The organism is Thiobaca trueperi (genome assembly GCF_004342175.1).
Lineage (GTDB): Bacteria > Pseudomonadota > Gammaproteobacteria > Chromatiales > Chromatiaceae > Thiobaca > Thiobaca trueperi.
Genome location: NZ_SMAO01000007.1, coordinates 34468 through 58070, shown reverse-complemented (window position 1 = coordinate 58070; position 23603 = coordinate 34468). Strand labels below are relative to the sequence as shown.

The following is a 23603-nucleotide window of genomic DNA, read 5'->3' as shown; positions in this document are numbered from 1 at the left end:
TCTCCGGCGGTCAGTGAGAAGGGCCGCTAAAGCTGTTGGTTGTTGAGCTGAATCACTGAAGGTTTAGAGGAGACTTCAAGACCATGCGTGCGCCAACCCGACTTGTGCCGCCGGGCGATACCGACCGGATCCTGCTCCATAGCTGCTGCGCACCCTGTTCGAGCGCCATCGTCGAGTGCCTGCTGAACAACGGCATCCGCCCGACGGTCTTCTATTTCAATCCAAACATCCATCCCAGACACGAATATGAGCGGCGGAAGGCGGAGAGTCAGCGTCACGCCCAGGCGCTCGGACTCGACTTTGTCGATGCCGACTATGATCCCAAAGGCTGGATGAACCGGACTGCCGCCCTGGCCGATGCGCCCGAGCGCGGGCCGCGCTGCGCACTCTGCTTTGAACTGCGGCTGTCCGAAACGGCGCGGTACACCAGCGCCAACGGCTTCAGCGTCTTCACGACCACCCTCGCCAGTTCGCGCTGGAAGGACCGTTCCCAGATCCTGGATGCCGGTCGGGCAGCGGCGGCTGACTGGCCGGGACTCGTCTTTTGGGAACACGACTGGCGCAAGGGCGGGCTCACCGAACGCAAGGCCGAGCTGAACCGGGAATACGGTTTCTATCAACAGACCTATTGCGGCTGTGTCCACAGCCTGCGCGCCACGCGCCTGCGGCGGGACACTGAAGGATGATCGAACAACAGCCGTCCACTCATCACCTGACGTGAAGGCGAACGGCGCTGCGCGGCTTGATCGCGCAGCGTCCGGTGAACCCTGAGATTGGGTTTCACGATTCACAGCCTTTTGGTGCTTTCATGACTGGCCGGCTTGACATGGGATCCGTCGCGGGGTTGGCAAACAGTCGAACACCCTGATAGACCCACCAGGCGCGCACAGACCACATGCCGTCTTCCCTGCAAATGTTTTGCAGGGTTCGATCAGCGGCGTCTCGATGGACGGCGCGATCCAGGTGACTATCCCTCATCAACTGATAAAGGGCGTCATGCACCAATGAACCGCGCATAAAGTTCAAGGTGTCAATCGTTGGCCCGGATGGCCCGTCCCACGCATAGCCTTTCCGAATTGTGAGATTCCCCGCCATATCCAGATCGATGTAATCGGTAATGATCGACTGGGAAGGTCTGATGTCAATGACGACGGTGTACGTTTCTTTCAACTGGTACTTGTAGCCGCCGTTATATGCAATGTAGTTCACAGGTTTCTCCTTGCGACCGGCTGACAGAGAAATCCAGCCACTGATTGGACACCGGAGCCGCTGCCCAGGATTTCTCCGCTGTTCATGAGATCAGAAAAAGCGAACCGCCTTTCAGTTTGTCGATCAGATCCTGCACGACAGCATATTCAACGGCAGGACATCCAAAAGACCGACCGCATCGACCATATTGCTTGACGTACTCATCACCCGCATAAGGAACGCCATGAAACACGATCCCCCGCTTCAAGGCGTTGTTGTTGGTCGATTCAAGCCCTTCAAGTCTTAACGCCCTGCCATGTTTTGCCATGACATAGGTTCCCAGTGTTTTATAAAGCCCCAGTGAACTCTTTTTTGATTCCGGGACGTTTGAAAATAGCGTCGCCACCCCGTCATTGTCTGGATCGCTGCCTGTTCCATGCACGGCATGAACGACCTTGACCTTCCTGTCCAATCGGTCAAAAACATACATCCTTTTGTTCTTTGAATGCTCCCTGATCTTAAAGACAACCCAGTATCTGGGATTGGACACCGGATTGTTTGCGGCCTGCCAGTCGATCATTTTTTTAATATCTTCGCGCGGCACGCCCGCTTGATCAGCCAGATCATAGAGACCTTCGCCAATGGGTGTTTGCGGCGCGGATGCAGGAACATCGGCCTCCATGTCGTCGTTATTGACAAGGGACAACAGCCGGTTGGCTCTGTTTTTCCAGCCCTTCAGAAAAACCCTCTGATCCGGGTTCTTTGCAACAATCTCTTCAAATCTACGGATGTTCCTGTCGGCAAACGCGGGGATGAATTGCTCATCGGTTGTCTCATTCAGGGCATCAAGCGTCTGCAAGTCCATTTTTTTGCTCTGAGTGATCCCCAACATATCCTGACAAATCCTGGAAGCCGTGCCCGTACCGCACAAAACACCCATATCAAAGAGTGCGGTCGCGATGCCTTGATCCAGCACATGATCAAGGTTCAGCACATCCCAATAATATTTCCTGTAAATGATCTTTATCGTTTCATAATTCAGGTTTTTTACGTCATCCCTGGTCGCCTTTCTTCCAAGATATTTCGACAGCGTGCGGATCGTGATTCCTTTGTTGGTCGGGCCGCCCTTGTCCAGCGGATGATCCACATATCCGCCTTCGTTTTTCAATGTGAAGACAAGCGCATCTTCGATATCCGCGCCCTGCCCATCAATGATGCTGTTGAGCGCATCGGGTTTTTCTGCGGATTCGTGCGGCATCGGCTTGTCAAGGGTAGGCCGCTCAAGCGCAAGCGCCTCGAATTTTTTTATCGCGGCCAATGTCAGCGGCCCAACGATCCCGTCAATTTTCCCTTCGTAAAGCTCCAATGATTTAAGCGCCAGTTGAAGCGGCTCTATCTTGTTTTGAGGAAACACGGCCGTCCTCCTGTGAATAGGATCATGTTCAACCTGAATTCGCCACGGGGTGCGTGGCGAATTTGAATGAATGGTCAGGCGACTTTTTAACGGAGTTATTGATAGCGCGATGAACTAAAGCACGGCCATCAAAGCCGCTCAAGACCGTTTGTCGGCTGATGACGGCTTTATGCCGGGCGCTTATTGCCGTCGCTGAAGGGATGGTTGCGGGTCAGTCCGAAGTCGTCGCCGCCAATGCGGAGAGGTCTGGCGCTTTGTCTCGTTAGCACTTCCCCGCGTTACTTTTCGGTGAACGCGAGATTTGCGCCGAGACCGGCGAACGTTGCAGCGAAGCCTCGCCGAAGCCATCCCTGGACTCGGGATGACTCGATGACTGCTTTGCGAAACGCATGAGCGAGGAACCCATAAGCCACGAAGACCACGAACGTCATGACCATGAAGGTGGCGCTCAGAATCAGAAGCTGCCAGATCGGTTCCGTCGTTCCTGGCTGAATGAATTGCGGGAGAAACGCCAGGAAGAAAATCGTCAGCTTGGGATTGAGAATGTTGAGCAGGAACGCCTTCACCGCGAGACCAATGGCTGTCGATGCAGAGGTTGTGCCGTCGATGGCAAAGGCTGATTTGTCACGCCAAGTGACAATGGCGATGTAGAACAGGTAGGCCACGCCAGCGTACTTGAGGACTTGGAACGCCAGGGCGCTCGTATGCAGGATGGCGGCAAGACCAAGAACGGTAGCCAGAAGATGAGGAACGATGCCAGCCGTACACCCAAGCGCAGCAAACACGCTTGCCTTCCGGCCCTGGACAAGGCCCGTCGATATGGTGAAGACAACCCCGGTACCGGGAATGAGCACAACAATGAACGAGGTGATCAGGAATTCCAGGCTGAGCATCTGTGGCGTCTCCAGAAACATTTCGGCGCGGTGATTGTGGCGTTTAAACCGCGTCCAGCGCAATATGCGTAATTTTCATTTTGTGTTTGGTTTTGGAGATGTCATCTCCACAGTGGAGACGCGGTTTAAAATTTATATTTTTTAATATCTTAAACCGCGCCCGCTTGAACGGTCGTCGATTCTGCCAAGGCCGATTCAATCCTGAACGAGCACATATCGCACCGGGCGCGGTTTAATGACAGGTCAAGCTCTGCCCCGCTGGCGCAGCATGGCAGGATAATCTCTGCCATGTCTACGGGGACCGCTCTTGAACCGCTTGTCAGGGGACTTACGCGATACACCGGCTACGAGAGGTGAACTGAGAGTTTCTTGCCACAAGCCTGTGCGTACTTGCGTAGTGTTGCCAGCGAAGGCGAGTGTTTCCCCGTAGCCAGAGCCCTTTCCAGGCGTGCGACCGCTGGGGCTTGAGTCCCCATGCGCTCGGCGACCTGGGCCTGGGACAACCCGGCCTCTTGACGCGCCTTTAACAGGATATCAAGTAGCACGCCTTCCTCTCGTTCGATGCGCTCGACTTCCTGACAGACGCCGGGACGCTGCATCAGCTTGGAAACAACTTCATCATGAGTTCGCATGCCTGACCTCCTTCATGCGCTTGCGCGCAATCTCAATTTCTCGCTGTGGAGTTTTCTGGGTCTTTTTGATGAAGGAGTGCAAAATCATCACCCTGCGGCCAACGAGTGCGCAGAAGAAGACTCTGGCAATTCCCTCCTGACCCTTCAGCCGTAGTTCGAACAGGCCATCGCCGAAGGCGTCCGTGTGCGGAGGCCCGAGATTCGGACCAACAGCCATTATTCTTCTTGCGAGTACGAGGTATCTTGCGGCGAGCGTGTCCGGGAGCGCGAGGATCTTCTCGGCCACTGCGTCACTGTAGTACTCAATGGAGTAGTCCATGCGGCGACGATAACAAATATGTTATTGACGCACAAGAGGTCGAAAAGAGGCGGTTTCGCAAATCCTCGCCGGACGGGGCATCTGCCTGTTCGGAATGTTTAGATGCTAACAATGGTCAGTGGCACATCAAACATTCGGGACGGGGTGAATACCACGTCCCGCTTGGGAAGTTCTCCTTGATGCCGAACGCCAGCCATAACCGGACACAAAAAACGGAGCGCAGCGTAGCTTTTTGTGGTCCGAGTTTATGGCATTGTTATGAGTTGTATGCATTGATTTCTCGCTTGAGCTTTTCCAACACTTGAATATTTTTATTTAGCTCATCATTATTAATTGATGTTGGCTTATGCACAACGGCATTTCTAAACATCCTCAAATTGTCAAGTTCTTTCAAGAGGCTATATTTACTTTCCTCGTACTTTAGCAATACACTAATTGCATTTCTAACATTGTGAGCATCGCGTATATACAGCCTAGCTTGTTTTAAGACAACCTGTTCTAATTCAGCCCACAGCTTGAGGAATATACCGATATTTAATGGAGCAATTTCTGTTTTTAAATCTCTATCAATATCTTTGCATATATTTTCTATCTCGTCATTTTTGGGGTATAAAGCGTCTTCTGGAATCCGGTCAAATGAATTACCCCAAAATAAACCTGAGTTAGGTATTTCAAATTTTGCGATTAGCCGATTATTTAGATCAAGCTCTTCTTTACGCTCGTATTCATTGGTAATATCATCTGTACCAACCAAAAATCCCTCTTGAAAGTATGGCCTAAGCGCTTGAGGTGGAGTAATACTTAATAGCCTTATATTTATCAGATCATGCTCAGAGTTAATTGAAATTCTGTTTGTATAATATGGAAGACCAAATACATAGATGAATGCTGTTTTCTGGTCGTTATTCAACTGTGCGAACGAGCAAGCCACCCTGATTGACTGGGTAACATCTATAAGAGGAGTTTCAGTTACTTCGTAGTGCTGCAAAATACTCCATTGAATATGTTTTTTTCTTCTTAATTCATATTGGCCTTCAATTTTATGCTTTTTGAATAATTCAGCCAGAATTTTGCTGGCGCTATAAAGCTTGTCAAAACGATAATCTAACTCTTGCTGGGTTAGATAGTCACTTCTATAAATAGTTGGATAAAATGTTGACTTTCCAGCCTTGTTCTTATAATCGTTCGCTTGCCCTCGAAAAAACAGAAGGAAGTCTTTGTTAAGGTAAGATAGCTTTGCGACTTGTTCTACTAACTCTCTGTATGTATTGACAACATATCCACTATCAGAAGCAACCCCTTTTGAAGAGGTGTGCTTCCGAAGGTCGGGAGTCAACATTGTTCCAGATATTTGCCTCATGCTTGGTCTTTCTTACTCATAACTACAATTTAACCTCAAAACTGACGCCTAAATCAGTCGATTTAAACGTCAATCATGACACCAAAGACTGGCAACCACGCCTCTCTGTCACCTGAAAAATCTTTCCATCAATAAGTTTCACCAGCATATGCTGACAGCCCCTGTTTTATGCGTCGTTTCGGAGAACGGGCAAGCACATCGGCAACCAGAGCAAGCGCCCAGCCGGCAGCCTGTCGCTGACAGGATTGAGCCAAGCCGGAATGTAAAGGAAATCAAGACAGGAATCGACTCTTTCAGCCACAACGTCACCCGGCAGCCCCAGCCGCCCGAAAAACGGCAAAACGAAACGCAAAGACCGTTTGCAAACCGCACCACTGGCCCTGAACAAGTACCGGGATCCCGGTTGCAAGCGGCAACGGTGGACAGGGGAGTCGCAGGCCGAGTGCTGCCCAGAGTTCGAGGATGAGCGGTTGGAAAAAGGGCTCGCGCGGCAGGTCCGCCAACACAGGATGGGCGCCGGGCGTCAGGCAGCAGAGGATGTCCAGATCGGCGGGCAGTTCCAGGCAGGCCCGCCCGCAGCGGTCGCGATTGCGGCCCAGCCGCGTCTCGATGGCGATCAGCCGCGTCTTGAGCGTCGCCGGCTCTTCCGGCGATCTCAAACGGACGACGGCGTTGTAATAGAGGGCATCGGTGACGACGCCGACCGGCGCCGTCGCCACGATGCGGCTGATCCCGATCTCGGGCGCCAGATCGAGCAGCGCCTCCAGCATGGCGCGGGTGCCCCGCGCCGGGTTCAGGTTGCAGCCGAGTCCGATGTAATAGTCTTTCACCCGCCGACGGCTCGCCGCGTCAGGCCGCCGTCCCGCGCAGCAGGCGCGCCGCTTCCACCATGTTGCGCAGCGATGCCTCGACCTCCGGCCAGCCACGGGTCTTGAGTCCGCAGTCGGGATTGACCCAGAGCCGCGCGGGCGGAATGCGCTCGGCGGCCTTGCGCATCAGCCCGATCATGGCCTCGATCTGCGCCACGTTGGGCGAATGGATGTCGTAGACGCCGGGGCCGATCTCGTTGGGATAGGCGAAGTCGGAGAAGGCGTCCAGCAGTTCCATGTCGGAACGGGCGGTCTCGATGGTGATGACATCGGCGTCCAGGTCCGCGATGGCGGCGATGATGTCGTTGAACTCCGAGTAACACATGTGCGTGTGGATCTGGGTCGCGTCCTCCACCCCGCAGGAGGCGATGCGGAAGCAGCGCACCGCCCACTCCAGATAGCCCGGCCAGTCCGCGCGGCGCAGCGGCAGTCCCTCGCGGAAGGCCGGCTCGTCGATCTGGATGATGCCGATTCCGGCCTGCTCCAGATCCCGGACCTCGTCGCGGAGCGCCAGCGCGATCTGTAGGCAGGTCTCGGCGCGCGGCTGATCGTCGCGCACGAAGGACCATTGCAGGATGGTCACGGGGCCGGTCAGCATCCCTTTCATCGGACGCTCGGTGAGCGACTGGGCATAGCGTGTCCAGTCCACCGTCATGGGCGCCGGGCGGGCGACGTCGCCGAAGATCACCGGCGGCTTGACGCAGCGCGAGCCGTAGGACTGCACCCATCCGTTGCGGGTGAAGACGAAGCCGTCGAGCTGTTCGCCGAAATATTCGACCATGTCGTTGCGCTCGGGCTCGCCGTGGACCAGGACATCGATCCCGTAAGACTCCTGCGCCTGCACCGCGATGGCGATCTGCTCGCGCATGGCGGCGGCATAGCCGCTGTCGTCGAGTTGACCGGACTTGTGGTCGCGGCGGGCGGCGCGGATCTCCGGGGTCTGCGGAAAGGAACCGATGGTGGTGGTGGGATACGGCGGCAGACCGAAGCGCGCCTGCTGGACCTCGGCACGCGCGGCATAGGGACTTTGACGCCGGGCCTGGGCGTCATCGACCGCCGCAGCGCGCCCGCGCACATCGGGACGCTGGAGCCGGGCGGAACCGCGCCGCGACGTGACGGCGGCATCGCTCGCGCGCAGGGTCTCGGCGACGGCCTCGCGGCCCTGTTCCAGCGCCTCTTTGATGACGCAGACTTCACCGATCTTCTGGGTCGCGAAGGCCATCCAGGCGCGGATCTCCGCATCCAGCCCGTCCTCCTGTTGCAGATCGACGGGGACATGCAGCAGCGAACAGGAGGGCGCAATCCACAGCCGCTCGCCGAGCCGGGCATGCAGGGGTTCGAGCCGGTCCAGAATGCCGGAGAGATCGGCGCGCCAGACGTTGCGCCCGTCGATGATGCCGACCGACAGCACCTTGGTGCCCGGCAGCCAGTCGATGACCCGCTCAAGCTGCTCGGGGGCGCGCACCAGATCGAGATGCAGACCGTCCACCGGCAGGTGACAGGCGCGATGCAGATTGTCCCCGAGGGCGCCGAAATAGGTCGTCAGCAGCAGTTTCGGGCGGTTGCCCGTCAGTTGGCTGTAGGCCGACTCGAAGGCCAGACGCCAGTCGGTTGGCAGGTCCAGCACCAGAATGGGCTCATCGATCTGCACCCAGTCCACACCCTGCGCCTTCAGCCGCGCGAGGATCTCGCCATAGACCGGCAGCAGGCGTTCCAGCAGACTGAGCCGGTCGAAGTCGCCGCCGCGCGTCTTGGCCATCCACAGATAGGTGAGCGGGCCGATCAGCACCGGGCGCGGCGTCAGACCCAGTGCCCTGGCCTCGTCCACCTCATCGAAGAGCTTCCCGGAGGCAAGCCGGAAGACCTGATCCGCGCGCAGCTCGGGGACGATGTAGTGATAGTTGGTATCGAACCATTTGGTCATCTCACAGGCGGCGGCGGGCTCGCCCGTCGGGGCGCGTCCACGCGCCATGCGGAAATAGGTATCCAGATCGACGCTGTCCGCGACCGGCCCGAAGCGTTCCGGCACGACACCGAGCATGGCGCTGTGGTCCAGCATCTGATCGTAAAACGAGAAATCGCCGACCGGCACCTGATCGAGACCGGCCTCCCGCTGGATCGTCCAGTGACGCCCGCGCAGCGTCCTGGCCGTCGCCAGCAGGGCGTCGCGGTCGCTCTCGCCTTTCCAGTAGGACTCCAGCGCCCATTTCAGCTCGCGCGCGACGCCGATACGGGGAAAGCCGAGGTTGTGTGCGATGGTCATGGAAGTCTCCGTTTAAACCGCGCCCAGCGCGGTATGCGATGTTTTTGGATTGGGTCAACCTTGGCAGCACCGACGACTGTCAGAGCTGGCGCGGTTTAAGGTGTTAAATAATATGAAAATATATTCAGCCGAATTGCTCCCGGTCGCTCGGAACAAGCCGAGCCGCGAGTTTTCCGAAGTCTGACGACTGGTGGCTGGCTGCGCGATGGTCACAGTATCCGGCGCTTCAGATCTGAGGTAAATTGATGATATTTCGCGTTTCGATGAATTAATTTCATGATGCTGGAGCTGAAACACCTGCGAACCATCCTCGAACTCCAGGAAACGGGCTCGCTGACCGGCGCCGCCGAGCGGCTGTCTCTGACCCAGTCCGCACTCTCGCACCAGATCAAGGCACTTGAGGATCTGCTCGGTCAGCCGCTGTTCGTGCGCAAGAGCCGCCCGCTGCGCCTCACCCCTGCCGGTCAGCGTCTGCTTGCGCTGGCCGAGTGCGTGCTGCCTGAGATCCGGCGCGCGGAGGCGGATCTGCGCCGTCTGCGCGAGGGCATCGGGGGGCGGCTGCACATCGCGGTGGAGTGTCACAGTTGCTACGACTGGCTGCTGCCGGCGATGGACGCCTATCGGCGCGACTGGCCCGAGGTCGAGCTGGACCTGATCACCAGCAAGAGCTTTTCGGCCCTGCCGGCCCTGGCCGAGGGACAGATCGATCTCGTCGTGACCTCCGATCCGACCGATGACCCGGCGCTCGGCTTCGCGCCGCTCTTTCGCTTCGAGATCCTGCTCGTCATGGCGCGCGACCATCCGCTGGCCGGACGCCGCTATCTGGAACCTGCCGATCTGCGCGACGAAACCCTGATCTGTTACCCGGTCGAGCGTTCGCGGCTCGATGTCTTTCGACGCTTTCTCGAACCGGCCGGTATCGAGCCGGCGGGGACACGGACATCCGAGCTGTCGCTGATGATGGTGCAGTTGGTGAAGAGCGGACGCGGGGTCGCGGCGCTACCGGGCTGGGTGCTGGCCGCGCCGCTGGCCGAGGGCCAGATCGCCGTGGCCTCGCTGGGCGAGACGGGATTGTGGTCGATGCTTTATGCGGGCACGCGCGGGATCGATCGGCAGCGGCCTTATCTGGTGGGCTTCATTGAGGCGGCGCGGCGCACAGCGTGCCGTGTGCTGGCGGGCATCGAACCGTCCGGGTGAGGTGAATTCAGCGTTAAAGGCCGGTTTGACACACATCCGAGCGGACCAGAGGAATGTCCGATCTGAAAATGGTTGGGGTGCGTGAACCCACCCCAAGGCGCTGGTTTAGAAAGACACGCACGCGGTGTCATCAACCCGCATCACGGATTCCTGTTGAAAGCGTGCTTTGTAGCGTTCACGAATCGAGTTGATCGCCTGGTTGCTGTCCCGTTCAAAGGGATAGAGCAGGATGAGCACTTTCGCCCCTTCCTGAATGATCGTTTGGCTGGCATCCAGGTACTGACCGCGCGCATCAATCAGTGTCAGGCCATTGGGGAAATGCGGGGTGATTTCGGTATCAACGAAATGCTGGAATTCGGCTTCGGTGATGTCTGGACCAGAGGATCGGGATAACCCGAAAAAGAGTTCCGTGCGCGACCAAAGCTCGCCTTGAAGCTGACGCTGACAAAAGCGCTGTTCGTAAAGGCTGGCGGCTGAACGCCAGGAGATCTCATCCCGAATGTCACGGGCTCCGGCGTTGCTCAGAAGCAAGCCGCCGCACAGGACGAAAAGCATGGCCAAACGCAGATGTTTCATAAACGCCCCCGGCACATTGATCACTCAGAAGTCTTTGCCATCGGTCATGACTCGCGCTCGGAGCCAGGGTACGAGAAAACTCACCCCGCCTCCACCCCGGAGCGTTGCGCGTGAGCGGCCTGTGCCAGCACCTTGGCCGCCCATTGGTTGAGGCTGGTGCGCTCGCGCTTGGCAGCCTTGATCGCGGCGGCGTGAATGGCCGGATCGACGCGCAGCATCAACCGGCCAGAGGCGGGCTTGTCGGGCTCCTGGTCGAGCTTTGCGCAGGCGTCCAGATAGTCGTCAATGGCCTCATGAAAGGCGTTCTCGAATTCGCTGATCGATTCGCCATGGAAGCCGATGATGTCGTCAATATCGATCACGCGCCCGACGATGATCTTATCGTCCGGATCAAAGGTCATGCTGGCCTGATAGCCGCGATAGCTCATCACGTTGATTGCGCTCATGGGGTGATCTCAAGCTGTTGGAGGTATTCACGCACCTGCTTGACGCGGTATTTCAGTGCCTCTTTCTGCGGGTGCGGCCGATGGACGTTGGCTTTACGTCCGTCTTTTTCGAAAGTGACAGATGAGCCGTTTCCTTCGATCGCGCGGCAGCCAAGCGCGATCAGCAACGCTTCGATCCGCGACCATTCCAAATTCCCGTTGACGGGTTCGGAGAAGATCGCTTCAAGGGTTTTGCGGTGCTTGCTGTTCATGCGTCAAATGATGGCATTTTATCAGATCAGTGCAAGCATTGAGGCGCCATGCTCCGCCTAACCCTCACCGACCTAATGCCGGAAGGGGCATTCGCCCCGTCCGGAACGATTCTGACGCACTCCGAAACAAGCTCACCACGAACGGATTCAATTTGGTCTGAACGATCCCGAAAACCGCCTGAAGACCGGTTTGACAAATGCTGGAGCGGACCAGAAGAATGTCCGATTCCGCTGCCCCTGCCAGAAACGAGGACCACCGACATGCAACTGTCCCGAACCCGATCACTCCCAGAACCCCGCACACCGATAGGGAGGATGACCCGTGGGTAAGGTCTGGTTCGTCGGCGCCGGCCCCGGTGCGCCGGATATGATCACGGTGCGCGGTGCGCGGCTGCTGTCCGAGGCCGGGGCCATCCTCTTCACCGGCTCGCTGGTGGCCGAAACCGTGCTGCAATGGGCGCCCGAGGGGTGCGAGATCGCCGACTCCAAGTCGATGGATCTGGAACAGGTCACGGCCTGGCTGCTGGAGCGCGCGCAGCGTCATGAAACCGTGGTGCGGCTCCAGACCGGCGACCCGACCCTCTACGGCGTCCTCGCCGAACTGGCGCGCCCGCTCGACGAGGCCGGTATTCCGGTCGGGATCGTCTCCGGGGTCTCATCCGCCATGGCCTCCGCCGCAGCGGCGGGCGAGTGTCTGACCCTGCCCGAGATCACCCAGACCGTCATCTTCACCCGGCTGTCCGAGCGCACCCAGATGCCGGAGGGCGAGTCCCTGACCGCCCTGGCGGCGCACGGCTGCACCCTGTGCATCTTTCTGTCCATCGAGCGCATCGAGTCCGTGGCCGCACATCTCGCCGAGGCCGGCTGGGCGCAGACAGCTCCGGTCGTGGTCGTGCACAAGGCGACCTGGCCCGGCGAGGAACTGGTCCTGCGCGGCACCCTGGAGGACATCGCCGCCCGCTGTCGCGAGGCCGGGGTCGAGCGTCAGGCATTGATCCTGGTCAGCCCGGCCCTGGGCGCACGCGCCCGCACGAGTAGCCAGCCATCGAAGCTCTATGACCCCGCCTTTCCGCGCCGTTTCCGTCCGGCGCGGGAGGACGGTCCAGCCGACGCTGACCGGGGCGCGGATGCTGCTTGAGGAAACCGACCGCTATCGTCTGCGCCGGCAGGGACGTTATCTGGCAGCCGAACTGAAGCGGCCTCATCGCGTGCTCAGTACCTGCCGGATCAACGGCGGGCTGCGCGAGGATCTGACCCACATCGCCAATCACCAGAGCAGCGAAGGCGTTGCCCATGTGGTGCGGATTGCCGACGATCCGGATCAGGGGCGCGACGCCTGGCATCGGGCGGCCTGCGCCGCCGGCCAGCTTCCGCCTGCATCGACCGCACTCATGGCGACCGCCGCCAATATGCAGTGCGCGGTGCTGGCGCGGGCGGAACACGCCGATCTGTCGGTGGCCGTGGTGGCGACCGCTGGCGTGCTCGGCAACGCGACCCGCGCCGGCGATCCGGCTGGCTGGCACGAGCACCGGGATGGCAGCCGGCCCCTGGAACGTGCCGCTCAGGCCGATCCGGTCTCCGCCACCATCCCGCCGCCCGAGTCGGGTGCGGGAACCATCGTCACCCTGGTCTTCATCAACCAGCCCTGCACCCCGGCCTGTCTGGTGCGGGCCACAACCCTGATCACCGAGGGCAAGAGCACCGCCGTGCTGGATCTGCGCATGCCCAGTCTGCAATCGGCGCGTCTGGCGACCGGCACCGGGACCGATCAGCTCGCCATTGCCGCGCCGCTGGCGCGCCAGGGCGAATGGGAGCGACAGTGGGCGGGCAGTCACAACAGCCTCGGCGAACTGCTGGGACGGGCAACCCATGAGGCGGTGACGCGCTGTCTCCTGCTCCAGAACGGCGTCTGCGCCGAGCTGCGGCGCACGCTCTGCGCGGCCCTGGGTCGTCACGGCTGCGACGAAACGACACTGTGCGAGCTGGCGCGCACCGAACTCGCTGCCGTCGATGCCACCTGCTTCGAGCAGAACCTGCCCGCCATCATCCATGACCCCCTGAGCACGGCGGCGGCCTATGGTCTGGCCGAAATCCTGGATCTGCAACTGACCGGCGTGCTGCATGCGGAGGTCGCCCGCGAGGCGATCCTGAATCAGGCGGCACTGCTCGCAGCGGAGGTCGCCGTGACGCCCGAGCGTTTCGATCCGTTTCGCGCCCTGCTGCAAGCGCGTCAGGATCTGCCGCCCGGTCGGCTGGCGGCGCTGGCCGTCGTCAAGGGCTTCGAGCGCAAATGGTCATGAACAAATATCCGAACGATGCGGGACGGATTAGCTGCCCCGCCCCGCTGAACCGGGCGTGGATTGAAACATGAACGAACACCTGATCCTCATCCTCGCCGCCTGTCTGCTCGATGTCACCCTGGGCGATCCGGTCTATCGCTGGCATCCGATCCGACTGATCGGCGCCCTGAGTCTGGCCGGCGAGCGTTTTTTCTTTGCCGTCGGGCTCAACGGGCGGCTGGGCGGCGTGCTGCACTGGATCCTGGTGGTCGGGGGCGCGCTGGGTCTCTGGTTCGGGGTTCGCGCCGGGCTCGATCTGCTCCATCCCTGGCTCGCCTTCCTCTGGGATCTCTATATCGCCTACAGCCTGCTGTGTCTGCGCGGACTGGCGGAACAGGGCTGGCGGGTTCTGAAAGACCTTGATGACCTGCCCGCCGCGCGCGGTCACATGATCATGCTGGTGGGACGGGATACCGAACCGCTCAAACGCGATGGGATCGTCCGCGCCACCATCGAAAGCCTGTCCGAGAATCTGACCGACGCCGTGCTGACGCCCGTCTGGGCGCTCTGTCTCTTTGGTCTTCCGGGGCTGATCCTGGTCAAGGCGGTCTCGACGCTGGATTCGATGGTCGGCTACCGCAACGCGCGTTATGCCCGTTTCGGCTGGGCGGGCGCACGCAGCGACGATCTGGCGCACTGGCTGCCGGCGCGGCTGTCAGTGCTCTTGATCGCCGCCGCAGCGGCTGTGCTGCGTCTGCATCCCTGGCTCGCCATCCGCTCGGCGTGGCGCTATCACGGGATGCTGCCGAGCCCCAATTCCGGCTGGAGCGAAGCCGCCTGCGCGGGCGCGCTGCGGGTCCGGCTGATCGGCCCGGTCTGGCGCGAGGGGCGTTTAATCAACGAGACCTTCATGGGCGACCCGGACTGGCCCGCCGATCTCGGGGCCGCTGACCTCGTCCGCGCGCTGCGTTTGATTGTGCTGTGCAGTGCATTCGCGGTCATCCTTGGTCTGGTGCTGGCCTTTTAGTAACGTGTTAGAAATAAGCTGAACACCGAATCTGATCGTTGTCGTTGTCGTTAGTCGATTACGACAACGACAACGACAACGACCGTTTTTAACCTTTGGAGCGTCATGATGGCTGATAGCCTTGGCTGGATTCAGGATCCCTGCCACTTGATCGATGCAGTAGCAACCGAGACGGCGCAGCGTCGCCAGGATCAGCTCACCAAGCCCAGGGGCTCGCTGGGACGGCTGGAGGAAATGGCGATCCGGCTGTGCGGGATGCAGGGGACGGCGACACCCTCCCCCGATCCGGTCCAGATCCTCCAGTTCGTTTCGGATCACGGGGTGGCGGCGGAGGGCGTGTCGCTCTATCCGCAGGCGGTCAGTTTCCAGATGCTCCATAACATCGCCCGTGGCGGCGCGGCCGTTTCGGTCATGGCGGAGGCGATTGGCGCCCGGATGGAGATCTTCGATCTCGGGGTCGTGACCGATCCGGGGCCAATCGATGGCGTCCGCTCGGAACGTCTCGGCGCGGGCTCCGGCAACATCGCGCGCGAACCGGCGATGACCGAAGCGCAGCTCAGGGCGGCGCTCGATCTCGGGCGCGCGGCGGTCGAGCGTGCGCTCGACAATGGGGCCAGACTCCTCATCTGCGGTGAGATGGGTATCGGCAACACCACACCCGCCACCGCGCTTGCCTGCGCCCTGCTGGATCTGGAACCCTCGGCGCTCACCGGCCCTGGGACCGGACTCGATGCCGGCGGCGTCTCGCGCAAGGCGGAAGTGGTTGCCAGGGCGCTGGCGCTCCATGTCACGCCCGCGCGCACCCCGCTTGAGCTGCTGCGTCGGCTCGGCGGCTTCGATCTTGCTGCCAGCGTCGGCGCCTTCATCACCGCCGCTCAACGAGGGCTGCCGATTCTGGTGGATGGTTTCATCATCAGTTCAGCCGCGCTCGCCGCCGTGCGACTCAATCCGGGTGTGCGCGACTGGATGCTCTTCTCGCACAGCTCCGCCGAGCCAGGACACCGGCACATGATGGCGGCCTTGAATGCCGATCCCTATCTCGATCTGGGGCTGCGGCTCGGCGAGGCGACCGGCGGGGAGACCCTGGTTCCGCTGCTGCGGCTCGCCTGTGCCGTCCACCAGCGGATGGCGACCTTCGCCGAGGCCGGGGTGAGCGAGGCCTGAGACCATGAGCGAATGTTTCCTGGATCTGCTGCGTCATGGCGAGGTCCAGGGCGGCGCCCGTTTTCGCGGCGAGCAGGACGATCCGCTGAGCCCGCTCGGCTGGGAGCAGATGCGCCGCGCCACGTCAGACCGGCCCGGCTGGACCCGCATCATCAGCTCGCCCTCGCGACGCTGCGCCGATTTCGCGCGCGAGCTGGCCGGCGAGCTGGGGCTTCCCTTCGAGGAACGGGCGGTCTTCCGCGAGCGCGGTTTCGGTGTCTGGGAAGGTCTGGCGGCGGACGAGATTCCGGGCGAGCTGCTTGACCGCTTCTGGGCCGATCCGGTCAATTACACCCCGCCGGGCGCCGAGACCTTCGCCGCGTTTCGCGCCCGCGTGCTGGACGGCTGGCGCGACCTGCTCTGCGCCACCGATCCGCATGCCCTGCTCGTCACCCACGGCGGGGTCATTCGCGTCCTGGCAAGCGAGGTGCTGCGGATGTCAGAGGATGGTTTTTTTCTCTTCGAGGCGCCCTATGCCTGTCATGTCCGCCTGCGGATTCCAGGCCCGCCCTGGCGGCCAAGCCTTGTCTCGTTGCGGGCATAGACAGGATTCACAGGATGGAGTAGCAGCCGGAGAGATCCCCATAAACCATGGACATCAAGCCCATCAAAACCGACTCTCGATATCGCGAAGCACTTCGCGATATCGAGAGTCTGATGACAGCCGAACTCGACACGCCCGAGGGTGAGCGTCTCGGCATCCTGGTTACGCTGGTCGAAGCCTACGAACAGCGCTGCTTCCTGCTCGATCTACCCGACCCTATGGAAGCAGCCTAATTCCAGATGGAATAAGAGAGATTGGCGCTGATGACTTTTGGCGGGGCACGGCTCCGCGATGACGAGGCCCGCGCCCAGGACAAAGCGAGCCCGATGGTAGAGCGGCGGCAGGCAGACGGAAAATCAAACCACCGGCACGCCAATTTGCGCGAGATCAAGCGCGTAACCGCCAGTCACCAGATAGCTTGAGCCGCAGCGCGGGCCGAGCCGGCGGATCAGGTCGCCGAGCCGGTCGCGGAAGGTCCGCCCGACCGGATAGGCCGGGATCACGCCCCAGCCGGTTTCCTCAGCCACCAGAATGAGCAGCGCCGGGCAAGCATCGACGACCTCAAGCAGACGCCCGGCCCGCTCGCGCCAGGACCGATCGTCGAGTTCGATCAGATTGGCGACCCAGGTGCCGAGCGAATCGACCAGCAGACACCGATCCGCGCCGCCGTGCTCGATCAGGGCCGTCTCCAGTTCGGTCGGCGCGCACAGGGTTGACCACTGCGCCGGGCGACGCAGACGGTGGGCCTCGATGCGGGCGCTCCAGTCGGCGTCATGCGGATCCTCCCTGGCGGTCGCGACATAGACGACTGGCCGACCCGACTCATAGGCCAGACGCTCGGCCCACTCGCTCTTGCCGCTGCGGGCAGGGCCGGCAACGAGGATGGCGGTCGGCGCGGACACCGGGTTGCGGCTGGTTTTAACGCTCATTGTTTTCTGGAAACGGATATTCCATGTAACGAGCCGTTGAGCGGGCAATGTCTTCCCCGCAAGACTCGGCAACAATCCGCAACGCCATATCGATTCCCGCAGAAATGCCTGCCGAAGTCATGACCTTGCCGGCCTTGACGACGCGAGACCCTGTATCGACTGTGACCCTGGGAAAAAGCTCCTGCATCATTTGCAGAGAACGCCAGTGCGTGGTGGCGCAAAGACCATCGAGCAGCCCAGCACTGCCGAGAATAAGTGCGCCCGTGCACACGGAGGCCAATGTTTCAACATCTGGAGCGCGGGAACGCACAAACGATAGCATGGCTTCATTGCGCATTTCCTGACGTGTGCCCCAGCCTCCGGGAATGATCAACATATCGAGAGCCGGGCAGTCATCAAAGGTGAAATCGGGAATGACCTTCATGCCTCCCGTGGTGGTGACCGGCTGACGGAATTGCGCAATCAGCGAAACGTCAAACGGTGACGGTTCTTCGCGACGCCGGTTTTCATCAAGGCGAGTGACGGAAAAGACCTCAAAAGGGCCACAGAAATCGAGAATTTCGATCTCTTCAAAGATAACGATGCCAAGGTGTTTGCGGTTCATGGGTGAAGCATTGAAATATAACGCAGAGCTAAACGGCGCTGCGCGGCTTTATCGCGCAGCGTCCAGCGACTGAAAGGAGAGAGGCTGAGCGCCAAGTCAGGCATTGGCTTTCAGTTTAAATTCGTCTTTCAGTTCGGAAAGTTTCTGCTCTGCCAGAGGAATAAGCGCGTCGATTACTTCCTGTTCCCTGTCTGACCTATAAAGGCGAGCAATATCACGCTCAACTTTTCGTATGGACGCTTTTAAGTGATCTAGTCCCATATCGTCCATGAAGTGGATTTTTCCCGCTCCATCTCGCCATAGGCCAGCGGAAATGTTTTCGGGGTAATTGACGTAGTGAAAATTTAATCGAATTTCGCATTTGATCGTCGCTAATTGGTCTTTTGTCATCTCAGGCGCCTCCCTAGTGATTGATTTCATTGGGCTCAGACAAATGATAATTTTTCTGCAAGTGCTCCACTGCTTCCAAGCGCCTAACGTTAAAGCTCAGGGGCGCTGGGTTAGGTGTATACCGTTCAGCTGAAATACCTCAATCATCTGTTTCTATTAGTGAGGAAACCCAAGAATATTTTTTTAGATCGAAGCAATCCTTGGATGCGGAAATGAGCTCACCCCCTAGATTTTCAAATAGAGAATCAACTCGGTATTTTTTTGCCACCTTGGAATATAGGTCGCCGTTTTCTGTATGCCACTCAAACACAATTCGCACTGCATCGCTGTTTATGTCTCTAGAACGATCCGTTTCTTTATAAACCGACGAATAAATGATGATTGAAACGGCAGGATTCTTCAGGCGAAATCTATAAACGTACTCCCAAACCCGATGTTCGTTAGTGCTCAGAGAGTCGGAGATTTCTTCCCAGCGTAGCAAGTTGCCCTTGCCCGCTACGGAGGTTAAACAATTCTGAAACTCAGACTTCCAATATGGTTTATATGGCATATGTTTGTTCCTGCTGAGAGAGTGTGTTGAGGACGCCTAATGATCAAAGCTAAGCGGCGTGCGGCTTCAACGCTCAATCACTACGCTAAAGATCGGCAGCCACGTTTCTTTGTGGCCTGAAAAATCTTTCCATCAATACGTTGCATCAGCATATGCTGACAGCCCCCTATTTTATGCGTCGTTTCGGTGAGCGGGCAAACACATCAACAACCAGAACAAGCGCCCAATCGCTGACATGATTGAGCGAACACGGAAACCGCGTGTCGCACACACAATAATGTAAAAGAAATCAGGACCGGAATCGACTGTTTCTGCCAGAACGGCGTCCGCCAGCGCCAGCCGCCCAACAAGCAGAAAAAGAAGCATAAAGACTCTTTGCAGTTGAGCATCCAAGCCCTCTGGCGGTTAAAATCCGCCACGGATTGCATCAGACCCGCCATGATCGGAAGACCACCGGCGCCGAAGACCCACAGCCAGCGCCTGACCAACTGTATTGCGCCAGCAACTTGATGCCAAGTCAGGCGCCGGGAACAACACGATGAAAAAGCCCCTGATCCTGATCCCATTCTTGCTGCTCGCCCTGGGCGGCGGTGGCTGGCTGCTCTATCAGGATCGGCTCGATCCGGATGCCGACTCGGCGCGGCTGACCCTGTACGGGGATATCGATGTGCGATTGGTGAATCTGGCCTTCGAGGTCAGCGGGCGGATCGCGGAACTGCTGGTGGTCGAGGGCGCGCGGGTGGCGCCCGGACAGGTGCTGGCACGGCTCGATGACCGACATCTGATCCTGGCCCGCAACATGGCGAGCGCGCGGGTGGACGCCCAGCAGGCCGAGCTGGACAAGCGCATCGCCGGCACCCGCCCCGAGGCGCTCGCCAAGCTCCGGGCGGATCTGGAGGCGGCCCGCGCCACGGCTGCCAATGCCGCCCGCCATGCCGGGCGCACCCGCGAGATGCAGACCCGCAACCTGATCTCGCCCCAGGATGTCGAGGATGCGGTCGCCGCCGCTCAGGCCGCCGAGGCGGGCGTCAAGGCCGCTCAGGCCGGCCTGGATCTGGGGCTGGCGGGCAGTCAGGCCGAGGACATCGCGGCGGCGGCGGCCCAGCTCGCCGCCTTGCAGGCCGATCTGGCGCAGGCGCAGTTGAATCTCCAGCATGCGACCCTGATCACGCCGACGGCGGGCATCGTGCAGAACCGCATCCTGGAACCGGGCGACATGGCCTCCGCCCAGCGTCCGGTCCTGACCATCGCACTCGCCGATCCGCTGTGGGCACGGGTCTATCTGGCCGAACCCGATCTGGGGCGGGTCAAACCGGGCCAGCCGGCGATGGTCTACAGCGACAGCTTTGCCGGCAAGGGTTATCCGGGCTGGGTCGGCTACATCGCCCCGAGCGCCGAGTTCACGCCCAAACAGGTCCAGACCACCGAGCTGCGGGTCGATCTGGTCTATCAGGCGCGGGTTTATGTCTGCAATCCAGACGGCGAACTGCGTCAGGGGATGCCGGTGACAGTCGAACTGGATCTGCGCGCCGCGCCGCTGGTACCGCCCGGTTGCGCGCCGCCTGCGTCGGATGCCGGGATCGGCGGCTGAGTCAGCCGGTCCACTGCTTTCGATAGAAATCCCGAGGGCTAATCGTTGTCGTTGTCGTTGTCGTTATCGTAATCGAAAATTCGCAAGCCGACGACGACAACGACAACGACAACGAACAGCGGCGGTCTCGGAACATCTGCTGGGTTTTTACTCCTGTTAATCCTGTCTAAAAAAACATGACCCCATCCGCCATGTCAGCCTCACCCTTGAGCGCGCGCGGTCTGTGCAAAACCTTCCGCGCGGACGGGCGGGCCATCACGGCCCTGAGCGATCTGACGCTGACCCTGACGCCTGGCGTGGTGACCGGATTGATCGGGCCGGACGGGGCCGGCAAGACCACCTTCATGCGTCTGGCTGCCGGACTCCTGGTCCCGGACGCCGGGTCCGCCACCGTGCTTGGTCTGGATGTCGCCCGCGACCCACTGGCGGTGCAGTCCAGCATCGGCTACATGCCCCAGCGCTTCGGGCTCTACGAAGACCTGAGCGTGAATGAAAACCTGGATCTCTATGCCGATCTCCAGGGCGTGCCCTGCGCGGCGCGCCCCGCCCGCTATGACGAACTCATGGCGATGACGGGGCTCGCGCCCTTCCGCGACCGGCTGGCCGGACGGCTCTCCGGGGGGATGAAACAGAAGCTCGGGCTGGCCTGCACCCTGGTGAACCCGCCCCGCCTGCTGCTGCTCGATGAGCCGACGGTGGGGGTGGATCCGGTGTCGCGGCGTGAACTCTGGGCCATCGTCTACCGCCTGGTGTCCGAGCAGGCGATGAGCGTCCTGCTCTCCACCGCCTATCTGGACGAGGCCGAACGCTGCGCCGAGGTGATTCTGCTGCATCAGGGGCAAGTCGTGGCGCATGGTCCACCCGGCCAGTTCAGCGCGCCGCTGACCGGGCGCACCTTCCGGGTGACTGGCGCGCCGACCAGGCGACGACGGCTGCAAGCGACCCTGGCCCGTCAGCCGGGGGTGCTGGATGCCGTCCTCCAGGGTGAATCGGTGCGGGTGGTGATGGCGCCCGGTCAGCGCCCGGATTGCACGGCGCTGTCGCAAACCCTCGGCGAGCCGGTGCGCGGCGACGCCGTGCCGCCCCGCTTCGAGGATGGTTTCGTCACCCTGCTCCAGGGCGAGCGGCGCGAGATTCCGATCCCTCAGGTGCGGGTCACGCCGTCCTTTCGCGGCGACGCCATTCTGGTTCGGGATCTGAGCCGGCGCTTCGGTCAGTTCCTGGCGGTGCAGCGGGTGAGCTTTGCCGTTCGTCCGGGCGAGGTCTTTGGTCTGCTCGGGGCCAATGGGGCCGGCAAGACCACGACCTTCCGCATGCTCTGCGGGCTGCTGCCACCCAGCAGCGGCGAGGTGCGGGTGGCGGGGGTCGATCTGCGCCATGCCGCCGCCCGGGCGCGCGGACGCATCGGTTACATGTCCCAGCGATTTTCGCTCTATGCCAATCTCTCGGCCCGCCAGAACCTGAGCTTCTTCGCCCGCGCCTACGGGCTGACCGGCGCACGCGCCGCCGCACGCCTGGACTGGGCGCTGGACGCCTTCGATCTCCAGGATCTGGCCGGAATGGAGAGCGGCGCCCTGCCGCTGGGTTATCAACAGCGTCTCGCCATGGCCGCCGCACTGATGCACGAACCGGACATCCTCTTTCTGGACGAACCCACCTCCGGCGTGGATCCGCTGGCCCGCCGCGAGTTCTGGACACGCATCAATGCCCTGGCGGAGGGCGGCGTGACGGTGCTGGTGACGACTCACTTCATGGAAGAGGCGGAATATTGCGACCGTCTGGCGATCATGGCTGCCGGTGAGATCCTGGCCATCGGCACCCCGAGCGAGATCAAGGCCCAGGCCCCGCGCCCGGACGGAGAACCGGAGTCCGAGATGACCATGGAGACGGCTTTTATTGCGCTGATTCAGGCACGGGATCAACCTGAATAATGAAAACGATGCAACCCAATCGCCGTCTGCTCGGCCTGTTGCGCAAGGAATCGCTCCAGATCCTGCGCGATCCATCGAGTATCGCCATCGCCTTCGTGCTGCCAGCGGTGCTGCTGCTGCTCTTTGGCTACGGGGTCTCGCTGGATTCAAAAGGGGTTCCTGTCGGCTTCGTCGTCATGCAGCCGGGGGCGGAAGCGGCCTCCTTCGTGGGCGCCTTCCAGCATTCGACCTACTTCGCGCCACGGGTCTACCGCACCCGTCAGGCCGGGCGGGAGGCGCTGCGGGCACGGGAGGTCACGGGTCTGGTGGTGCTGTCGGCGGACTTCGCCCAGCGGCTGAAGGCTGATCGCGAGGCGCCGATTCAGGTGCTGGTCAATGGCGTGGACGCCAACTCTGCGCGTCTGCTGGAGGGCTATGTCCAGGGCGTCTGGGCGGTCTGGCTGCAACGGGAACTCACGGCCCGCCAGATCGCCATCGCCACGCCGGTCGCCGTGCAGGCGCGGATCTGGTTCAACCCGGAACTGCGCAGCCGCAACTATCTGGTTCCCGGTCTGCTGGTGGTGAACATGACCCTGGTCGGCGCCCTGCTGACCGCGATGGTCTTCGCCCGCGAGTGGGAACGTGGCACCCTGGAGGCGCTGCTGGTGACGCCAGTGACGGTCAACGAGATCCTGATCGGCAAGATCCTGCCCTATTTCGTGCTGGGCATGGGCGGGATGGTGCTGTCGGTCGCCATGGCGGTGTTCCAGTTCGGGGTGCCGCTGCGCGGTTCGCTGTGGGTGCTGGCGGTCTGCGCGACCCTCTTTCTGCTGGCGGCCCTGGGGATGGGGCTCCTGATCTCGATTGTCACCCGGAATCAGTTCGTGGCCGGCATGATCGCCATCCTGGCTGCCTTTCTGCCGGCCTTTCTGCTCTCCGGGTTCCTGTTCGATATCGGCAGCATGCCAGCGGTGGTCGGCGTCATTACTCATATCGTGGCGGCCCGTTATTTCGTCACCATCGTCCAGACCCTGTTTCTGGCCGGCGATGTCTGGGCCGTCATCCTGCCCAATGCCGCCGCGCTGGCCCTGATGGCGACCTTCTTTCTGGGTCTCAGCCGCCGACTGCTGCGCAAACGCATCGAGTAAGGGTATTCATCGGGTAACGC

26 protein-coding genes are annotated in these 23603 nt (G+C 60.6%); 11 read left to right on the top strand and 15 right to left on the bottom strand.

The genetic code is table 11. The annotated features are described in order from the left end of the window. Positions 1 to 83 precede the first annotated feature (83 nt). Positions 84 to 686: an epoxyqueuosine reductase QueH gene (locus EDC35_RS13475; RefSeq protein ID WP_132977784.1), complete on the top strand. Its 603-nt coding sequence runs from the start codon at positions 84 to 86 to the stop codon at positions 684 to 686. Positions 687 to 780: 94 nt separating this feature from the next. On the opposite strand, the gene EDC35_RS13470 is transcribed toward EDC35_RS13475, so the two are convergent. From EDC35_RS13470 to metE, 8 genes are all read right to left on the bottom strand, one after another. After that, entirely contained in the window at positions 781 to 1209 is a 429-nt protein-coding gene (locus EDC35_RS13470) for a hypothetical protein (RefSeq protein ID WP_132977783.1), read from the bottom strand. 82 nt (positions 1210 to 1291) lie between these two features. After that, positions 1292 to 2602, bottom strand: a complete 1311-nt coding sequence (locus EDC35_RS13465; RefSeq protein WP_132977782.1) for a murein L,D-transpeptidase catalytic domain-containing protein — start codon at positions 2600 to 2602, stop codon at positions 1292 to 1294. A 278-nt stretch (positions 2603 to 2880) separates the two neighbouring features. Beyond that, a complete protein-coding gene (locus EDC35_RS13460) occupies positions 2881 to 3495 on the bottom strand; it encodes a LysE family translocator (RefSeq protein WP_132977781.1) in 615 nt (204 codons plus the stop codon). A 344-nt stretch (positions 3496 to 3839) separates the two neighbouring features. Further along, positions 3840 to 4127 (bottom strand): helix-turn-helix domain-containing protein, encoded by a 288-nt coding sequence (locus tag EDC35_RS13455; protein WP_132977780.1) that lies wholly within the window; start codon positions 4125 to 4127, stop codon positions 3840 to 3842. Beyond that, complete coding sequence (locus EDC35_RS13450) at positions 4114 to 4446, bottom strand: type II toxin-antitoxin system RelE/ParE family toxin (protein ID WP_132977779.1); 333 nt, start codon at positions 4444 to 4446, stop codon at positions 4114 to 4116. Before EDC35_RS13450 ends, EDC35_RS13455 begins: the two co-directional genes overlap by 14 nt. Positions 4447 to 4702: 256 nt before the next feature. After that, positions 4703 to 5806 (bottom strand): FRG domain-containing protein, encoded by a 1104-nt coding sequence (locus EDC35_RS13445; RefSeq protein WP_132977778.1) that lies wholly within the window; start codon positions 5804 to 5806, stop codon positions 4703 to 4705. A gap of 305 nt (positions 5807 to 6111) precedes the next feature. After that, positions 6112 to 6636, bottom strand: a complete 525-nt coding sequence (locus EDC35_RS13440) for a 2-amino-4-hydroxy-6-hydroxymethyldihydropteridine diphosphokinase (protein ID WP_165903435.1) — start codon at positions 6634 to 6636, stop codon at positions 6112 to 6114. Positions 6637 to 6655: 19 nt separating this feature from the next. Beyond that, positions 6656 to 8938, bottom strand: coding sequence for a 5-methyltetrahydropteroyltriglutamate--homocysteine S-methyltransferase (gene metE, locus EDC35_RS13435; protein ID WP_132977776.1), 2283 nt, complete (start codon positions 8936 to 8938; stop codon positions 6656 to 6658). Between the two features lie 276 nt (positions 8939 to 9214). Between metE and EDC35_RS13430 the strand changes: the two genes are divergently transcribed. After that, complete coding sequence (locus EDC35_RS13430) at positions 9215 to 10135, top strand: LysR family transcriptional regulator (protein WP_279387999.1); 921 nt, start codon at positions 9215 to 9217, stop codon at positions 10133 to 10135. 105 nt (positions 10136 to 10240) lie between these two features. Here EDC35_RS13430 and EDC35_RS13425 read toward each other — a convergent pair whose 3' ends face one another. From EDC35_RS13425 to EDC35_RS13415, 3 genes are all read right to left on the bottom strand, one after another. Beyond that, entirely contained in the window at positions 10241 to 10711 is a 471-nt protein-coding gene (locus tag EDC35_RS13425; RefSeq protein WP_132977775.1) for a DUF3574 domain-containing protein, read from the bottom strand. 80 nt (positions 10712 to 10791) lie between these two features. Beyond that, positions 10792 to 11157, bottom strand: a complete 366-nt coding sequence (locus tag EDC35_RS13420; protein WP_243651662.1) for a type II toxin-antitoxin system HicB family antitoxin — start codon at positions 11155 to 11157, stop codon at positions 10792 to 10794. Beyond that, a complete protein-coding gene (locus EDC35_RS13415) occupies positions 11154 to 11408 on the bottom strand; it encodes a type II toxin-antitoxin system HicA family toxin (protein WP_132977774.1) in 255 nt (84 codons plus the stop codon). The genes EDC35_RS13420 and EDC35_RS13415 overlap by 4 nt, the downstream gene beginning before the upstream one ends. Positions 11409 to 11730: 322 nt before the next feature. Here EDC35_RS13415 and cobM point away from each other — a divergent pair, with 322 nt between their 5' ends. The 6 genes from cobM to EDC35_RS13385 all read left to right on the top strand — a co-directional run bounded on the left by cobM (position 11731) and on the right by EDC35_RS13385 (position 16694). Continuing rightward, positions 11731 to 12546: a precorrin-4 C(11)-methyltransferase gene (gene cobM, locus EDC35_RS13410; protein WP_132977773.1), complete on the top strand. Its 816-nt coding sequence runs from the start codon at positions 11731 to 11733 to the stop codon at positions 12544 to 12546. Beyond that, a complete protein-coding gene (locus EDC35_RS13405) occupies positions 12536 to 13708 on the top strand; it encodes an adenosylcobinamide amidohydrolase (protein WP_132977772.1) in 1173 nt (390 codons plus the stop codon). The genes cobM and EDC35_RS13405 overlap by 11 nt, the downstream gene beginning before the upstream one ends. Positions 13709 to 13775: 67 nt before the next feature. Then, on the top strand, positions 13776 to 14714 hold the full coding sequence (cbiB, locus tag EDC35_RS13400; RefSeq protein WP_132977771.1) for an adenosylcobinamide-phosphate synthase CbiB: 939 nt from the start codon (positions 13776 to 13778) through the stop codon (positions 14712 to 14714). A gap of 108 nt (positions 14715 to 14822) precedes the next feature. Continuing rightward, positions 14823 to 15878, top strand: a complete 1056-nt coding sequence (gene cobT, locus EDC35_RS13395) for a nicotinate-nucleotide--dimethylbenzimidazole phosphoribosyltransferase (protein WP_132977899.1) — start codon at positions 14823 to 14825, stop codon at positions 15876 to 15878. Positions 15879 to 15882: 4 nt separating this feature from the next. Next, positions 15883 to 16461 carry a histidine phosphatase family protein gene (locus tag EDC35_RS13390; protein ID WP_132977770.1) on the top strand — a complete coding sequence of 193 codons (579 nt, stop codon included), beginning with the start codon at positions 15883 to 15885 and terminating at the stop codon, positions 16459 to 16461. A 47-nt stretch (positions 16462 to 16508) separates the two neighbouring features. Next, positions 16509 to 16694: a transcriptional regulator gene (locus EDC35_RS13385; RefSeq protein ID WP_207896222.1), complete on the top strand. Its 186-nt coding sequence runs from the start codon at positions 16509 to 16511 to the stop codon at positions 16692 to 16694. A 123-nt stretch (positions 16695 to 16817) separates the two neighbouring features. Here EDC35_RS13385 and cobU read toward each other — a convergent pair whose 3' ends face one another. The 4 genes from cobU to EDC35_RS13365 all read right to left on the bottom strand — a co-directional run bounded on the left by cobU (position 16818) and on the right by EDC35_RS13365 (position 18934). Further along, the gene (cobU, locus tag EDC35_RS13380) at positions 16818 to 17390 is read right to left on the bottom strand and encodes a bifunctional adenosylcobinamide kinase/adenosylcobinamide-phosphate guanylyltransferase (RefSeq protein ID WP_132977769.1); all 573 of its coding nucleotides are present in this window, start codon (positions 17388 to 17390) and stop codon (positions 16818 to 16820) included. Then, positions 17380 to 17994 (bottom strand): DJ-1/PfpI family protein, encoded by a 615-nt coding sequence (locus EDC35_RS13375; RefSeq protein WP_132977768.1) that lies wholly within the window; start codon positions 17992 to 17994, stop codon positions 17380 to 17382. Before EDC35_RS13375 ends, cobU begins: the two co-directional genes overlap by 11 nt. A 96-nt stretch (positions 17995 to 18090) precedes the next feature. Continuing rightward, the gene (locus EDC35_RS13370) at positions 18091 to 18384 is read right to left on the bottom strand and encodes a hypothetical protein (RefSeq protein WP_132977767.1); all 294 of its coding nucleotides are present in this window, start codon (positions 18382 to 18384) and stop codon (positions 18091 to 18093) included. 139 nt (positions 18385 to 18523) lie between these two features. After that, entirely contained in the window at positions 18524 to 18934 is a 411-nt protein-coding gene (locus EDC35_RS13365; RefSeq protein WP_132977766.1) for a hypothetical protein, read from the bottom strand. 538 nt (positions 18935 to 19472) lie between these two features. Here EDC35_RS13365 and EDC35_RS13360 point away from each other — a divergent pair. The 3 genes from EDC35_RS13360 (at position 19473) to EDC35_RS13350 (ending at position 23583) form a co-directional block, all read left to right on the top strand. Then, complete coding sequence (locus EDC35_RS13360; RefSeq protein WP_132977765.1) at positions 19473 to 20525, top strand: HlyD family secretion protein; 1053 nt, start codon at positions 19473 to 19475, stop codon at positions 20523 to 20525. A gap of 191 nt (positions 20526 to 20716) precedes the next feature. Then, the gene (locus EDC35_RS13355; protein ID WP_132977764.1) at positions 20717 to 22456 is read left to right on the top strand and encodes an ATP-binding cassette domain-containing protein; all 1740 of its coding nucleotides are present in this window, start codon (positions 20717 to 20719) and stop codon (positions 22454 to 22456) included. Then, the gene (locus EDC35_RS13350; RefSeq protein ID WP_207896220.1) at positions 22456 to 23583 is read left to right on the top strand and encodes an ABC transporter permease; all 1128 of its coding nucleotides are present in this window, start codon (positions 22456 to 22458) and stop codon (positions 23581 to 23583) included. The genes EDC35_RS13355 and EDC35_RS13350 overlap by 1 nt, the downstream gene beginning before the upstream one ends. Positions 23584 to 23603 lie beyond the last annotated feature (20 nt).